At 30.7% G+C, this 16,035-nt stretch carries 17 protein-coding genes; 13 read left to right on the forward strand and 4 right to left on the reverse strand.

The features are described 5' to 3' along the window. The 4 genes from B2X73_RS09305 to B2X73_RS09320 all read left to right on the forward strand — a co-directional run. Nucleotides 1–1,293, forward strand: a 1,293-nt coding sequence (locus tag B2X73_RS09305) for a hypothetical protein (RefSeq protein ID WP_291047508.1), incomplete at its 5' end; no start/stop codon positions are given. Beyond that, nucleotides 1,286–3,124, forward strand: coding sequence for a T9SS type B sorting domain-containing protein (locus tag B2X73_RS09310; RefSeq protein WP_219035208.1), 1,839 nt, complete (start codon nucleotides 1,286–1,288; stop codon nucleotides 3,122–3,124). The genes B2X73_RS09305 and B2X73_RS09310, both read left to right, overlap by 8 nt. A gap of 17 nt (nucleotides 3,125–3,141) precedes the next feature. After that, the gene (locus B2X73_RS09315) at nucleotides 3,142–4,101 is read left to right on the forward strand and encodes a PorP/SprF family type IX secretion system membrane protein (RefSeq protein WP_219035207.1); all 960 of its coding nucleotides are present in this window, start codon (nucleotides 3,142–3,144) and stop codon (nucleotides 4,099–4,101) included. 11 nt (nucleotides 4,102–4,112) lie between these two features. Continuing rightward, nucleotides 4,113–4,757: a hypothetical protein gene (locus B2X73_RS09320; RefSeq protein WP_219035206.1), complete on the forward strand. Its 645-nt coding sequence runs from the start codon at nucleotides 4,113–4,115 to the stop codon at nucleotides 4,755–4,757. Nucleotides 4,758–4,794: 37 nt separating this feature from the next. Here B2X73_RS09320 and B2X73_RS09325 read toward each other — a convergent pair whose 3' ends face one another. From B2X73_RS09325 to B2X73_RS09335, 3 genes are all read right to left on the reverse strand, one after another. Continuing rightward, nucleotides 4,795–5,736: a PstS family phosphate ABC transporter substrate-binding protein gene (locus B2X73_RS09325; protein ID WP_135834485.1), complete on the reverse strand. Its 942-nt coding sequence runs from the start codon at nucleotides 5,734–5,736 to the stop codon at nucleotides 4,795–4,797. Continuing rightward, the gene (locus tag B2X73_RS09330; protein WP_135834486.1) at nucleotides 5,720–5,914 is read right to left on the reverse strand and encodes a C4-dicarboxylate ABC transporter; all 195 of its coding nucleotides are present in this window, start codon (nucleotides 5,912–5,914) and stop codon (nucleotides 5,720–5,722) included. Before B2X73_RS09330 ends, B2X73_RS09325 begins: the two co-directional genes overlap by 17 nt. A 177-nt stretch (nucleotides 5,915–6,091) precedes the next feature. Continuing rightward, entirely contained in the window at nucleotides 6,092–7,090 is a 999-nt protein-coding gene (locus B2X73_RS09335) for an energy transducer TonB (RefSeq protein ID WP_291047510.1), read from the reverse strand. A gap of 64 nt (nucleotides 7,091–7,154) precedes the next feature. On the opposite strand from B2X73_RS09335, the gene B2X73_RS09340 reads away from it, so the two are divergent. The 9 genes from B2X73_RS09340 (at nucleotide 7,155) to B2X73_RS09380 (ending at nucleotide 15,603) form a co-directional block, all read left to right on the forward strand. Next, on the forward strand, nucleotides 7,155–7,811 hold the full coding sequence (locus B2X73_RS09340; RefSeq protein ID WP_286495869.1) for a hypothetical protein: 657 nt from the start codon (nucleotides 7,155–7,157) through the stop codon (nucleotides 7,809–7,811). Between the two features lie 111 nt (nucleotides 7,812–7,922). Further along, nucleotides 7,923–8,894, forward strand: a complete 972-nt coding sequence (gene trpS / locus B2X73_RS09345; RefSeq protein WP_286495867.1) for a tryptophan--tRNA ligase — start codon at nucleotides 7,923–7,925, stop codon at nucleotides 8,892–8,894. Between the two features lie 119 nt (nucleotides 8,895–9,013). Further along, the gene (locus tag B2X73_RS09350) at nucleotides 9,014–9,343 is read left to right on the forward strand and encodes a HesB/IscA family protein (RefSeq protein WP_180906272.1); all 330 of its coding nucleotides are present in this window, start codon (nucleotides 9,014–9,016) and stop codon (nucleotides 9,341–9,343) included. Nucleotide 9,344: 1 nt separating this feature from the next. After that, nucleotides 9,345–10,199: a hypothetical protein gene (locus B2X73_RS09355; RefSeq protein WP_221854567.1), complete on the forward strand. Its 855-nt coding sequence runs from the start codon at nucleotides 9,345–9,347 to the stop codon at nucleotides 10,197–10,199. Between the two features lie 4 nt (nucleotides 10,200–10,203). Then, on the forward strand, nucleotides 10,204–11,661 hold the full coding sequence (gene sufB, locus B2X73_RS09360; RefSeq protein ID WP_114999857.1) for a Fe-S cluster assembly protein SufB: 1,458 nt from the start codon (nucleotides 10,204–10,206) through the stop codon (nucleotides 11,659–11,661). Nucleotides 11,662–11,705: 44 nt separating this feature from the next. After that, on the forward strand, nucleotides 11,706–12,050 hold the full coding sequence (locus B2X73_RS09365) for a four helix bundle protein (RefSeq protein ID WP_219035200.1): 345 nt from the start codon (nucleotides 11,706–11,708) through the stop codon (nucleotides 12,048–12,050). Nucleotides 12,051–12,089: 39 nt separating this feature from the next. Then, nucleotides 12,090–12,845 (forward strand): Fe-S cluster assembly ATPase SufC, encoded by a 756-nt coding sequence (gene sufC, locus B2X73_RS09370; protein WP_219035199.1) that lies wholly within the window; start codon nucleotides 12,090–12,092, stop codon nucleotides 12,843–12,845. Nucleotides 12,846–12,923: 78 nt separating this feature from the next. Further along, nucleotides 12,924–14,243, forward strand: coding sequence for a Fe-S cluster assembly protein SufD (gene sufD, locus B2X73_RS09375; RefSeq protein WP_291096327.1), 1,320 nt, complete (start codon nucleotides 12,924–12,926; stop codon nucleotides 14,241–14,243). Between the two features lie 136 nt (nucleotides 14,244–14,379). Next, nucleotides 14,380–15,603 carry an aminotransferase class V-fold PLP-dependent enzyme gene (locus B2X73_RS09380; protein ID WP_257468255.1) on the forward strand — a complete coding sequence of 408 codons (1,224 nt, stop codon included), beginning with the start codon at nucleotides 14,380–14,382 and terminating at the stop codon, nucleotides 15,601–15,603. Between the two features lie 77 nt (nucleotides 15,604–15,680). Here B2X73_RS09380 and B2X73_RS09385 read toward each other — a convergent pair whose 3' ends face one another. Further along, nucleotides 15,681–16,007, reverse strand: coding sequence for a single-stranded DNA-binding protein (locus B2X73_RS09385; RefSeq protein ID WP_125349072.1), 327 nt, complete (start codon nucleotides 16,005–16,007; stop codon nucleotides 15,681–15,683). Nucleotides 16,008–16,035: the final 28 nt, after the last annotated feature.

The following is a 16,035-nucleotide window of genomic DNA, read 5'->3' on the forward strand; positions in this document are numbered from 1 at the left end:
TTTTTAGGGAAGATTACACATCCTTTAATAAATAAAATTAATGATATAGTAACTTCTGGAATAACATTACCTAACGAAAGTGTAAATTCTTTTGTTCCACGTTTAATGAATTGTGAGTTCCATACAACTGGCTATTATAATTTTTATTATTACGTAGCACCGAATGATATGGATTTTGAATTTACATTGAAAGGAAATATTGATAAATTCCATTTTATGTTATGGAGACTTTCGAAAAATTCGAATCCTAATGATATTTTTGTAAGAACAGGTTCAAGTTCTAATGAATATACAACTATAAATCCAATTAGAGCTGTTTATAGTAACATAACAAAAGAGAAGGGTTTAAAGGGTGGTAAATTAAATGATTGTATATCAAATTCTACAGATGGTTTTGTAAGTGCTTTTGAAAATGGAAGTAAGTTAAAAGAAGGAGAAATTATTGTAATAGCAATTTATGGTACAGATAATCCAATTTTAGAGTTAACAATTAGTGGAGCTAAAACAGTAGATAATCTTGTTTTTGATAACCATTGTTATACAGATGATTATTTATTATCAGATGTGAAGACCAAAATTATAAATGATATTAGAGTTTCAGACCCAAGTATAAATGTTGGGAATATAGAATTTTATAAACCAGATAATACATCTACAAATGATAATATCAGCTATATTAACGGAATAGAACAAATTTTGTATGCCAGAGTTTATGATAATTCTAATAAATTAGTTTATATCTATAAATCTATAAAATTCAAATTTATTCCAGAGTTGATTTATACAGTTCAAAACAAAACAGAACAATATTGTGCTACGTCAATAACTTTTTTAAAAGAGGATTTAATTAGTAGAATATCTCCATCTATTAATTCCTCTAAATATGCAGATTATGAAGTATATGTTGATGACGCAATTGTTAATGGAAATATTCCTTTAAATAATTCTAATAATTATAGAATCAAATTAAAATATATTGGTGCTGAGTTCTGTTCTATAGATTTATTTTCAAGAGAAGTTGAATTTAAGCTAATTAACTCAAATCCTATTTTACCTTCTGGAAAATTTGCAGAAGTTTGTAATACTGAAATTTTATCAGAAGCTGAAATTTTAACTGCTTTAGGAGTTGACTCAACTATTTATCGTTTAGTGAATATGCCAACAACACCTTATAATTTTATTGGGAATGAAGCTAAGTTTAATGTTCAGATTGAAGATCGTTCTGATGCATCTTGTACAAGTAATATTGTAGAGTTTACAGTTAAGAAAAAAAACAAATGTAGATTTGGATAATTTGACTTTAACTTTTTGCCGAAGTGATTTTTCTTTTTCTGAATTTGAATTAATCATCAATAATGTAAAAAAGAATGATAATTTAGTTACTATAAATTTGGTTTATAATGGTACAAGTTATATTGAATCACAACTTCAAAATTTGTATAATGAGATTTACAACAATAGAACACAAACAAGTTTTAATTTATCAATTACAGGAAATAAAGCTGGTTTTTGTGAATCTACAGCTCCGTTGAAAATTACGTTAAATGATTCTTCTATTCCTACAAAACCTTTTGAAGTTTTATTCAATCCTGTTTGTTTAGGTGTGACACAAAATTATACTTTTGATATAGATGAAATAAAAGAACATATTAAAGATAAATTTGGAATTTCAAACATTACAGATTTTGATATTTTTAATTTAGATGGAACACCATTTTTACCAGTTAATGTTAATGCAAATTCTAATCAAACATTAAGTTTTAAAATAAAAAAAGTTGGTGAAAGCTGTTTTTCAGAAGATATGTATTTAATTGTAAAAACAGTTAATCAACCAAATGTTGTATCTGCAACATTTTCAGGTGTGTTTTGCGAAGGAGAAACATTAACAATTGATGATGATTTATTAAAAAATAATTTCGGACTAAATGTTTTTGATTACAAAATATTTATTGATGGAACAGAATATATTCAAGGAAATTCTATCCAAAGAATATTGAATTTTGGAGGAAATACTTCTTTGAATATTCCAATTGAATTTAAAAATACATTAAGAGAGATTTGTTTAACAGCTGTAGAATTAACGGTCAATAAAAAACAAGATTTAATTGTTGATGTTCCTTCATTAGAAAGTTATACAAAAGCGAATCCAATTGTTTTTTGTGAAGGTGAAAACGATGATGCGAAAACTCAAATTCAAGCAATTTTAGATTACATTCAAACTAATTATTCTTTAACAAGTTCTAAAACAAAAGATCAAATTTTTGATCAATTTAATTCTAATCAAGGTTCAGTAGATGTTGATTTTTATAATTTGGACTATTGTGGTGTGATTACCTTAAAATTAAACTACAAGAAAAATTCTTTACCTAATATCGAGGTTGAAAATCCAGATCCATTGTGTACAGGAGAAAAATATAAGTTAGATTTTACAACTCAAACAGATTACGATAAGTATTATTATGAGGTAGAAAAAGAAGATGGAACTAGAATTTTAGGAACATATATTTTTGAGCTTGATGCAGGTAATTATAAAATTACAATTGAAGATAAATTATCGGGTTGTTCTATTGTTAAAACGTTAGTTGTTTCTCTTTCAGTATTGCCTACAATTGATAAAATTACAATCAACGAAAAAAGTATAATTGTTTCTGCAAAAGGAAATGGAAAGTTAGAATATGCGTTGTTTGATTCTGATGGAAAAGTAATTGTAGATTGGCAAACAAAGAATGAATTAATTATTCCAGATAATATCAAAAATAATAATTTTACAGTAAGAGTAAGATTGAATAATTGTGGAGTTTCGGAGCGTAAAAATGTTATTTACCTTGCTTTACCAAATGTTGTAACACCAAATAATGATGGTTTTAATGATATTTGGCAACCAATGACAAAAGATGGTAAAGTTACCGATACATCAAATTCGTACAAATTGATTATTTTTGACCGTTACGGAAAACAGATATTGACACAAGAAGGAACAGATATTATAAAATGGGACGGAACGCTAAATGGTAAACCTGTTGCAGATGGGACATATTGGTATTTGTTAGAATTCTCGAAGCAATCAGATGATTTGCAAGTTTTATATTCTGGTAGTATATTAGTTAAACGAAAAATCAATTAATTGATTGAAACATATTTATGAAAAAAATAACACTATTCATATTAACTCTATTCTCACTTTATAAAGTAGAAGCACAACAAGGGTTACCGTTTTATAATCACTATTTGGTGAGTGATAAAATGTTAATTAATCCTTCGTACGCAGGACAAGACCCGAATGTGATTTCTATAACAGGAACGCATCGCAATCAGTGGGACGATTTACCTGAAAGTCCAAGTACACAAACGGTAAGTGCTCACGGAATTATTGTAGATCGTTTGGCGTTGGGAATGCAATTTTTCAACGATAGAAATGGGGCAGTTAAAATGACTGGTTTCGGAATTAATGCAGCATATCACATTCCTATTGATGATAGAAGTTATGATGGAGATGAAATCAATGTTTTCTCTTTCGGTGTTGGTGCTTCTAATGTTTCGCAACGTTTTGATTATTCAAAAATTATCGCAGAAGATCCGAATGACCCTGCTTTACAAGAAGATAAATATTCTACATATTTTGCGAATTTGGGATTATCTTTCAAATATGCTGGTTTCTCCGCTGGAGTGTCGGTTTTGGATATTCCGTTAAGCCAAAATGTGTATTATGTGAACAATGTAGAGCCTTTGCCAACGTGGTATTATTTCAATGTTGGATATAAATGGAACGTTTCCGAAGGAATTGCGTTAGAACCTTCTTTGGTGTATAATTTGAACTCGAATTCGGAGCGTCATTTGGATATAAACTTGATGTCGCATATTGGTTTTGGAGACAATAATCAAGGCGTTGATATTGGAGTAGGGTACAAGCAAGGAATGGATTCTAAAAATAGCAATCCGTTGTTTGTTTCACCAATCCTAAAGTTTAAAGTTGGTTCTTTAAAAGCTGGAATTTCCTACGATATTGGTTTATCAGATTATCAAGTTGATGGTCGCAAGAACGGAATGTTATTTAGTTTAGGTTTCGATTTGCAAAACCCTTGGGGAGCAAGATTTGATTAATATTATGAATAATGAATAAAATTTTACTTTTAGTCCTATTTATTGTTGGTTGTTCATCTTTTAGTTTTTGTAAGTCAAGTCCAGAAACTAATTTTTGGAATTGGTTTAAAAAAAATGAAAAATACATTTATGATAATATAGATAGCAAAGAATTACAATTAGAATTGTATGATAAGATTAGAAATGAATTAGTAAAGGTTGATTCAAATTTAGCTTTTAATTCAAGTCCAATATTAGAAAATGGGAAAAGAGAATTTACGATTTCGGCTGATGGTTTAAAAGAGAGTTTTGTATCAGTTGAAAAACTAGTTAAACAATCTCCGAAATTCAAAAATTGGAATATTATTGCTTTTCGCCAAAGAATTGGTAATGATAATTTAGGGATTCGTTACAATGATTATGAAATATCTTATGATGATTTGTATTATAAATCGTCTATAAATGAAGGTTTATATGGAATAGATTTATACATCAAGAATTTTGATGGTAGTGGACAAATGCAAAATACAATTTATATTTTACTTGATGCTTTGTTAGGAGAATATGACACAACAATGCGTATAGATTGGATTGAATGGTATAGTTTGAATGAAGAAGATCTGTCTAATTTCAAACATATAATAGAATTAAGAAAAGAGATAGATAATAGAAAATAACCAAAAAAAACCTTCCATTTCGGAAGGTTTTCTGTTTTTATTGTAAGGGTTGTTCTAGATTATTAATTTGAACTTCACGTTTATAAATATAATAAGGTTGAAGACTTTCGCGTGTTACAATTTTTTGTCCACGTTGCGAACCTGCAAACCTTGTGAAACCAGCTCCAATTCCGAAACCAACTTCATTTTTCAAAATATAAATTTGACGATAAAAAGGATAAACACCATATTTCAAATTCGGAATAGTTGGCAATGCTAAATTTCCTTTATCATCTGCAATTGATAATATTTTTACCTTTTTAAGATATTCTTCAACTTTCGGATTTCCTTTATCACTTAAAATATTCAATCCAATAATTCCGATTGCAGTTTTATCTTTTTGTACAAAATCAATCACTTTTTCTGCATCGCCCATAGCTGTTACTTTTGCGCCATTTTCTACAGATAATTTTAATTTATCATTTATTGTATTGTAATTGGCAGAGTTTGGATGATCGTAAACAAATGTTATTTTCGGATCATTTTTATACAAATTATCCTTAATATCATTCATCGAGATAGAGTTGATTGAATTATCAACAGAGGTAATAAAAACTGTTGCGTCTAATGCAATTACAGAAGAAATATATTTTGTTGTTGTTTTATTGAATAAATGTTGTTGTTGAGCTTTTGTTAAAGGCTTACTTACCATCAAAATAGGAATCTTCCCTTCATAAAAATCTTTGATAGCTTTTTCTTCAATCTCTTCGTTAATCGTAATTTTTACATCTGGATAATCAACCATATACATATTTGCTAACGATTGCGCCAAATTCTTAAAGCTTGGATCTACCGTCATTGCCAAATCTCCGTATTCGTGTAAAGCGCGTTTTACAGCAGTTTTTTGTTCAGCTTTTGTCTGTTTTTCTTTGTCTTTACAACTAAAAGTGGAAAAAATAAGAAAGGCCGAAAGTGAAAGTAAACTAATTTTTTTGATCATTTTTATAAGATTTTATACCGCGATAAACACGAAAAGCGCCATAAACAATAAATAAAATACCCAATAACATCGCTTTTATTTCATCTAATTTGATGATGAAAAACTGATATTTCCAAGTAAAAATTCCGATCAAAAAATAACCGAAACCAATCAATCCGTAAACAATATTCTTATTCATAATTCGCAACGAAGTTACAATTTTATTGTGTTAAGATTGACTTAAAACTTAAATTTTATGCGACAAATATACATTTAAAAGAACTTTTTCTGAATAGATATTCAATTTCTTAAACAATAGAAACCATCACACTCAAAAAAATGAATGCAATGGTTTCAGAAAGAAAAGTATTATTAATTATTCGTTTGTTTGAAATCTAACAGGAATTGAAAAGATTAAATTTGCATCCGAACCATCTTCTAATTTTGCAGGCGTTATTTTTTTACCTTTTCTTAGAATTTGTTTATTGATACGCTCCAACGCAGATTTAGCTTCTTTGCCTAAATCTTGATTACTTCCACTTAACGGTTTTACTTGTGAAATTTCTCCATTTTTGTTTACAATAAATTGCATTTTTGCAACCGCTGAACCAATATTATTTCGAGAAGCAGTTTCGGCAAAATCACTTAATTCTCCACCTAACTCTTTCGAGATTTTATCACTCATACATTTTGTTAAAGCTGCATTTCCTTTTTTGCTCTCACTTTCACAACCAGGATAAATTGCCATTACTGCAGCATTTTTCGCTGAAATTGCAACATCAGGTTTTTTAGGTTCTGGAGTTTTTGGACCTTCTGGAATGTCCGTATTTTGTTTACCTACTTTATTTCCTTCGTCACTTACTTCTCCACCACCAACTTGTCCATTAGATTTATCACCATTTCTATTAAAAACGCCTAAATCTTTTCCTTTTAGTTCGTCAACAGATTTTATAGTTTCTTCAACTTTTGGACTTTCTGTTGGAGTTGGAATAATATGTTTCGCCTGATCTGTTTTTAATTGAATTGTTTTTTCTTCCATCGGTGGATCTTCTTTTGGAGGAGTTACTTCTTCTATTTTTTTATCAGGAGGAGTCACATTATCTAAAATAACAATTACACCATCATCTTTTTTTGTTATTTCATTATTCATTGTTTTATTATTTGCATAAATAGTTCCACCAGTAATTAATGCAACAATACCAATCCCAACAAAAAGAGATTTCATCAAATCGTGGTTTGCAACTTGTCTTAGTTGGTACGCACCATATTCTTTGTTTCGGTTTTCGAAAAGAATGTCTAAAAAAGCTTTGTTACTCATATCAATATAATTTAAGGTTAATGAATCTTTTTTCTTTATAGATTCATCTTTTTGCAAAAAGGTTGGTTGAGGTTTGAAAAATTTTCGAAAAAAGTTTAATTTTATTGAAAAGTAGATTTTTATGCAGCTACAAATTGATAAAAAATGCAATCAGAATTGGAACGAAATGAAGGATGCGGAGTCACAACAAAAGTTTTGTGATGTTTGTTCTAAATGTGTTCACAATTTGGACCATTATTCGTTCAAAGAATTAAAAACTTTTCTGAATGATAATCCTACCGCTTGTGTAAAAATTAAAACCAGAAATTTAGAACAATTTAATTCATACGAAGCTTCAAAATCTATTTCTAATCAATCCAAAAGATGGTTACAACTTTCTTCTTTAGTTGGATTTTTAAGCTTTTCAACTATCACAAAAGCACAAACAGAAAATGATTCGATTGTAGTGCAAGGAATTATTAATGATGGTAATGGTTTTCCAGAATATGATATTCCAGTAAATCTTAAAAATTCGAAAAATATTGTATATACAAATGAAAATGGTGAGTTTAAAATAAAGGTTCCGATTAATCAAGATTTTTATACTTTAGAATATGATAGCTATGGAATTAAAGAATTCACTTTTACAAATTCTTCTATATGTCAGAATATAAAAACTGAAACAGGAGATATTGTTTTAGGTGCTGCAGTTGTAAGTTATTATAAATCTCCAACTATTTTAAGAAAATTAAGTCGCACAATTTCTTGGCCATTTCGACAAATTGGAAAGCTTTTTTAGTGCATCCATATGTTTTTCGTCATTCTTGTCAATTAATTCAAATAAACTTCTCGTTACAATTGGTGCATTTCGTTGATTAAGTTTATCTTTGCTTCTTAAATTTTAAAACAAATGCCAAGAATACTTACAGGAGTTCAAGCTACTGGAACTCCGCACTTAGGAAATATTTTAGGAGCAATTTCTCCAGCAATCGAATTAACGGAGAAAGAAGGAAATGACTCTTTCATTTTTATTGCTGATTTACACGCTTTAACGCAAATTAAAGATGCGGAAGTGTTAAAACAAAATACGTACGAAGTGGCTGCAACTTGGCTGGCATTAGGTTTAGATCCTTCGAAAGTAGTTTTTTACCGTCAATCTGATGTGACTGAAACAACAGAATTAACATGGTATTTATTGAACTTCTTTCCATTTCAACGTCTTACTTTAGCGCATTCTTTCAAAGATAAAGCAGATTATTTAGCAGATGTAAATGCAGGATTATTTACGTATCCAATTTTGATGGCTGCGGATATTTTATTGTATGATGCTGAAGTTGTACCTGTTGGGAAAGATCAATTGCAACATTTAGAAATTACACGTAGTGTTGCCGAAAAATTCAATCACCAAATGGGAGAAACTTTTGTTTTACCACAAGCTGCAATTGATGAAAATATTATGTTGATTCCAGGAACTGATGGAAACAAAATGTCTAAATCAAGAAATAATTTTATCAATATTTTCTTACCAGAGAAACAATTGCGCAAGCAAGTAATGTCGATTGAAACGGATTCAACTCCATTAGAAGATCCTAAAAATCCAGATACAGACAATGTTTTTGCTTTATACAAATTATTGGCAACGCCAGAACAAGTAGAGGAAATGCGTCAAAATTATTTGAATGGAGGTTACGGATATGGTCATGCAAAACAGACTTTATACGAATTAATTTTAGAGAAATATGCTGATGCGCGTACTAAATTTGATGAGTTGATGAATGATAAAGTGACTTTGGATGCATTTTTAGAAAATGGTGCATTGAAAGCAAGAGATGTTGCACAAAAAGTATTGAAACGTACGCGAAACAAATTGGGATTGAAGTAATTTGATCAAATTGTAAGTTGGCGATAAATAATATAACTTAAGCGATTGTTAATATTTATATCGTTCATTATTTGAAGTCATTTTAAATAAGTATCTTTGCAATATAAAATTAGAATCAAATGATTAAGGTTTCAGAATCAGCAAAAAATAAAATAATATCACTTTTACAAGAAGAAGGAACTTCTATCGAAGAATCTTTTGTTCGTGTAGGAGTTACGAGTGGAGGATGTTCAGGTTTAAACTATAATTTAGAGTTTACGAAAGAACAAAGTGCAGATGACAAATTGTTTGACGACAATGGCGTAAGAATTTTGGTTGACAAAAAATCATTTTTATACCTTGTTGGAATGACATTAGAATATTCAGGAGGATTGAATGGAAAAGGTTTCGTATTCAATAATCCAAATGCATCGCGCACGTGCGGTTGTGGAGAAAGTTTTGCTGTTTAAGATGAAAAAAATAGCTTTATTCGTTACGTTTTTGATTGGTTTTGTTGCTTTTGGACAAAATACAATTGTAGAAAAAGATTTGATGGTTTTTCAACCAACCGAATCTTCAAAAAAATTGAATAAAGCTTATTCAGAACAACTATTTTTCGGTTTGTTTAATGTAAAACCTTTTATAAAAGCGTTGGATTTAGACGAATCAAAAATCAAAACAATCACCATTACCAATGCATCAAACAAAAAAGTTGCGTACAAAGCAAATTATGATGCGACAGGAAATCTTCTTGATTTTGAATTGACAGATGAGGTTGCAACACCAACTAAAGTAAGTTATACGTACAAAGATGGTGTAATTTCTGCCGAAACAATAGCAAGAAAAGGAAGTGAAGTAAAAACAAATCAATTCTTTTATGACCAAGAAAATATGTATGTCAAAAACGGAAATAAACTTTTTGATATCATTTGGTTAGAAGGAGATGTGATGTTGAAGAAAACCTATATGGAGCAGAAAATTGGTTTCGAAGATCGATTAATGCACGATTGTAGAATTACAAAATCATTAGGTCAAGACATTAATAAGATTTGTTATAGCAATTCGACATTTCAGGTGCCATTCAAAATAAAAGAATATACACCAGATGTTGCGCAAAAAACAGAAAAAATTAATTTGGTAGAAGGACCTTGGTCAGAAATTAAATTAATTGCTCAAAATAAATATCAGATTTCGAAAAATAATCAACCACAATTTGAGGTGATTTTAGATCAAAATCAACGATTAAAAGAATTCAAATTTTTAGGAAATAAAGCTGATAAACAGCAACCTTTACAGTTTAATTTTACCTATACATTTTATAAATAATAAGATGAGTAACACAAAATATACAGAAGACGATCTACGTGAAGATCTTGCTAGCCAAAAGCAATATGAGTTTGGTTGGACGACTGAAATGGAATATGAAGAATTCCCAGTTGGATTGAATGAAGATATCGTGCGTGCTATTTCAGCCAAAAAAGAGGAGCCTGAGTGGATGACGGAATGGCGTTTGGAAGCTTACCGCGCTTGGGTTAAAATGGAAGAACCAGAATGGGCAAACGTAACTTACGAAAAGCCAGATTTTCAGGCTATTCAGTATTATGCAGCTCCAAAACCAAAGAAAGAATTAGCAAGTTTAGACGAAGTTGATCCTGAATTATTAAAAACTTTCGAGAAATTAGGAATTTCTTTAGATGAACAAAAACGTTTGTCTGGAGTTGCGATTGATGTGGTTTTTGATTCAGTTTCAGTAAAAACAACTTTCCGCGAAACATTAGCAGAAAAAGGAATTATTTTTATGTCAATTTCGGAAGCAATTAAAGAACATCCAGAATTGGTGAAAAAATACATTGGTAAAGTAGTTCCGCCAACAGATAACTTTTATGCAGCTTTAAACTCGGCAGTTTTCTCGGACGGATCATTCTGTTATATTCCAAAAGGTGTTCGTTGTCCAATGGAATTATCAACGTATTTCCGTATCAACTCTGCAGGAACAGGACAGTTTGAGCGTACTTTATTAATTGCGGACGAAGGTGCTTATGTTTCGTATTTAGAAGGTTGTACAGCGCCAATGCGTGATGAAAACCAATTACACGCTGCTGTGGTTGAGTTAATCATTATGGATGATGCTGAGATCAAATATTCTACTGTACAAAACTGGTATCCTGGTGATGATAAAGGAAAAGGTGGAGTTTTCAACTTTGTAACAAAACGTGCAGTTTGCGAGAAAAATGCAAAAGTATCGTGGACGCAAGTTGAAACAGGTTCTGCGGTAACATGGAAATATCCATCTTGTATCTTAAAAGGAGATAATTCGGTAGGTGAGTTTTACTCAATTGCGGTAACAAATAATTATCAACAAGCGGATACAGGAACAAAAATGATTCACATCGGTAAGAATACGAAATCGACAATTATTTCGAAAGGTATTTCTGCTGGTAAATCTCAAAACTCTTACCGTGGTTTGGTGAAAGTGATGAAAAACGCTGAAGGAGCACGTAACTTCTCTCAATGTGATTCATTGTTGATGGGTAACGAGTGTGGTGCGCATACTTTCCCTTACATCGAAATCGAAAATAAATCGGCTCAATTAGAACACGAAGCAACAACTTCTAAAATTGGTGAAGATCAATTGTTCTATTGTAATCAACGTGGTATCGATACTGAAAAAGCGATTGCATTAATCGTAAACGGATTTAGCCGCGAAGTATTAGACAAATTACCAATGGAGTTTGCCGTTGAAGCGAAAAAATTATTAGAAATCTCATTAGAAGGTTCTGTAGGATAGTTATTAATAATGAGTTGATGTGATAATTTGTTAATGAGTTAATGATGGAAAAAGATAATATCATTTTAAAATTAACTTTAGAATTTTCACTATTAATTATAGAATATTGTGAAGAACTTGAATTGGATAAGAAATTTGTTATTTCAAATCAATTATTAAAATCAGGAACTTCAATAGGAGCAAATATTAGAGAAGCTCAAAACGCTGAAAGCTTGAATGATTTTATTCACAAGTTTAAGATTGCAGCAAAAGAAATTGATGAAACCAAGTATTGGTTAGAATTATGTCAATTATCTAAAAATTATCCAAATACAGAAAGTTTATCTGATAAATTGGTAAACATTTCTAAAATTGTGAATAAAATTATAAGTACATCAAAATCAAGATAATTAAAGAATTATCACATTAACTAATTTACAAATTAGATTATGTTATTAAATATAAAAGACTTACATGCTCGTATCGAAGAGCGCGAAATTTTAAAAGGTTTAAACCTTCAAATTAATCCAGGTGAAGTTCACGCGATTATGGGACCTAATGGTGCAGGAAAATCAACTTTATCTAACGTTATTACAGGTAAAGAAGATTACGAAGTAACCGATGGTGATATCGAGTTTGATAATGAATCAATCTTAGAATTAGCACCAGAAGAAAGAGCACAAAAAGGAATTTTTATGTCTTTCCAATATCCAATCGAAATTCCTGGAGTTTCTGTAACAAACTTCATCAAAACTTCTATCAACGAAACGCGTAAAGCGCAAGGTTTAGAAGAAATGGGAGCTTCTGAAATGTTGAAAGAAATTCGTGCAAAAGCTGAATTATTAGGAATCAAAAAAGATTTCTTATCTCGTTCGCTTAACGAAGGTTTCTCTGGAGGTGAGAAAAAACGTAACGAAATTTTCCAAATGTTAATGTTAAACCCAAAATTAGCGATCTTAGACGAAACTGATTCTGGTTTAGATATTGATGCTTTACGTATTGTTGCGGATGGTGTAAACGAATTCAAAAATGAAAACAATGGAGTGTTAGTAATTACACACTACCAACGTTTATTAGACTATATCGTTCCTGATTTTGTACACGTTTTAGCAGACGGAAAAATCATTAAATCTGGTGGTAAAGAATTAGCTTTAGAATTAGAAGCAAAAGGTTACGACTGGGTAAAAGAAGAAGCAGGAATCTAAACATTTTGTAAAATGTAAAATGTATTAAGTCCAAAGTACTTTTTACTTCTTACATAATACATTAATACAATATCTAAAATGATTGATTTAAAAGAAAATTTAGTTTCTCGTCATTTAGTGTTCAACGAAAAAAATAAAGTGAATAAAGGAATCGAAGGTTTACGTCAAGAAGCTATCGAAATCTTTAATCAAAAAGGTTTTCCGACACGTAAAGACGAAGAATGGAAATATACAAATCTTGCTCCTTTGTTGAAGGTGGATTACAAATTGTTCCCAGAAGACGAAGTTGCAGTAGAGTACAAAGACATCAAGAAATATTTGATTAATGATATCGATACGTACACAATCGTATTCATTAATGGAAAATATTCTTCGTTTTTGTCAAATACAACACATGATGAAGCTGATATTTGTGTCTTGTCAAGCGCAATGCATAAAACAACTCATCAAGCTGTAATTGAGAATTATTACGGAAAAATTGCGAAAAAAGGTGAAAGTTTAGTTGCTTTAAATACAGCTTTTGCAAAAGATGGAGCTTACATTTATGTTCCAAATAATGTAATTTTATCTAAGCCAATTCAGATTGTTTATTTCTCAACAGGAGCTTCTCAAGAAGCGATGTATCAACCACGTAATTTGGTTGTAGTTGGAGATAATGCGCAAGTTCAAATTATCGAAAGACATCAAACATTAGACGAAAAAGCAAACTTAACAAATGTTGTTTCGGAGGTGAATGTTGGACGTAATTCTGAGATTCATTGGTACAAATTCCAAAATGATTCTAACGATGCTTCTTTAGTTGATAATACATACATCAATCAAGAAAGAGATTCTCGTGCCAATGTATTTACGTTTGCTTTTGGAGGAAAAATTGTACGTAACAATTTGAATTTCTTCCAAAATGGAGAAAATTGTAACTCTGTAATGGACGGAATTACGGTGATTGATGGAAAACAACATATCGATCATCATACATTTGTGGAGCATAATTTCCCGAATTGTGAGTCGCACGAATTGTACAAAGGAATTTATGATGAGAAAGCGCAAGGAGTTTTCAATGGTAAAATCTATGTTCACAAAGAAGCGCAAAAATTGAATGCATTCCAACAAAATAATAATGTTTTATTATCTGATGGAGCTTCAATTAATACAAAACCTCAATTAGAGATTTTTGCTGATGATGTAAAATGTTCGCACGGATGTACAGTTGGACAATTAGAAGAAGAATCTTTGTTCTATATGCAACAACGTGGTATTCCAAAGAAAGAAGCGAAAGCAATGTTATTGTATGCCTTTGCTGCAGACGCTTTGCGACATGTACAAATTCCACAAATCTCAAATCGAGTTAACTCTATAATTGCAAAAAAATTAGGAGTTAGTTTAGATTTCGAATTATAAAATATAGTTCTGAGTTATAAGTAATAAGTTTTAAGTTGAACTTATTTTGAAATATAAAGTAAGTATTTGAAACTATTTTGAATACTTACTTTTTTATTACACATCACTCATAACTCATTACTCAAAACTTAAAAAAATGTCAATAGATATTCAACAAATAAGAAGTCAATTTCCAATTTTAAATAGAGAAGTCAACGGAAAACCATTGGTTTATTTAGATAATGGTGCAACTTCTCAAAAACCGAAAGTTGTTTTAGATGTTTTGGACGAATATTACGAAAAGTACAATGCAAATGTACATCGTGGAATTCATACATTAAGTCAAGAAGCAACAGATTTGATGGAAGAATCGCGTCGTAAGATTCAGAAATTTATCAATGCGAAACACGATTACGAAATTATTTTTACGCGTGGAACGACGGAAGGAATTAATTTAGTTTCTAATTCACTTCGTAATGTTTTATCAGCCGATGATGAAATTATTATTACCGAAATCGAGCATCATTCTAATATCGTTCCTTGGCAATTGTTGTGTCAGCGAACTGGTGCTAAACTAAAATATATTCCGTTAACTGCAGAAGGTATTTTGGATATTGAGAAGTTGGATGATTTATTGACAGATAAAACCAAATTAGTTTGTGTTAATCAAGTTTCAAATGCATTAGGTGTTGTAAATCCGATCAAAACAATTATCGAAAAAGCGCATGCAAAAGGTGCTTGGGTTTTGATTGATGCGGCACAATCTGCTCCACATACTGCAATTGATGTTCAAGCAATGGATTGTGATTTCTTGGTTTTTTCTGGTCATAAAATGTACGGTCCAACTGGAATCGGTATTTTGTATGGAAAAGAAGATATTTTGAATGAATTACCACCTTTCCACGGAGGAGGAGAGATGATAAAAGATGTAACAATGGAGGTTTCAACATACGCTTGTTTACCTTTCAAATTCGAAGCTGGTACACCAGATATTGCAGGAATTATCGGACTTGGAGCTGCGGTAGATTTTATCAATTCTATTGGAATGCAAACGATTCACGATTACGAAAAAGAATTGGTAGATTATACAATTCAACGTCTATCAGAATTTGATGAAGTGGAGATTTATGCAAAAGATGCAGAACATTCTGGCGCAGTTTCTTTCAACTTAAAATTTGACGGCGTTCATTCATCTGATGTCGGAATGATTTTGGATAAAAAAGGAATTGCTGTTCGTACTGGTCATCATTGTGCACAACCAATTATGCAGCATTTCAATATTCCGGGAACGGTACGAGCTTCATTCGCTGTTTATAATACAAAAGAAGAAATAGATACATTTATTGAAGGTCTAAAAACCGCGATTCGAATGTTAGGATAATTCATATTCCAAATTTATTTTGGAATCTTATAAAATAATAAAAGGGAAACATCACTGTTTCCCTTTTATTTTAAACGCTAAAGAAGTACAATTTCATCAATTATAATTTCTGTAATCGTTTTTTGTTGACCATCTTTATCTTGATAATCTCGGTAAGTCAATTTGCCTTCTATAGCAAGTTGCTTCCCTTTTTCTACATGTTTTTCGATCACATTTACAATTGGTCCGTAAGCAACTAAATTGTGCCACGTCGTTTGCTGAACTTTCTCACCTTTGCTATTTGTGTAGCTTTCGTTCGTTGCTAGACTAAATTTTGTAAACTTCTTTTCGTTTTCTAATGTTTTAACATCAGGATTGCTACCAACATTCCCAATTAGCTGAACTTTGTTTCTTAATGTACTCATGGCGATAAATAATTTAAAATTAATGTAT

The organism is Empedobacter sp. UBA7252, assembly GCF_002472765.1.
In the GTDB taxonomy this organism is placed as follows: domain Bacteria; phylum Bacteroidota; class Bacteroidia; order Flavobacteriales; family Weeksellaceae; genus Empedobacter; species Empedobacter falsenii_B.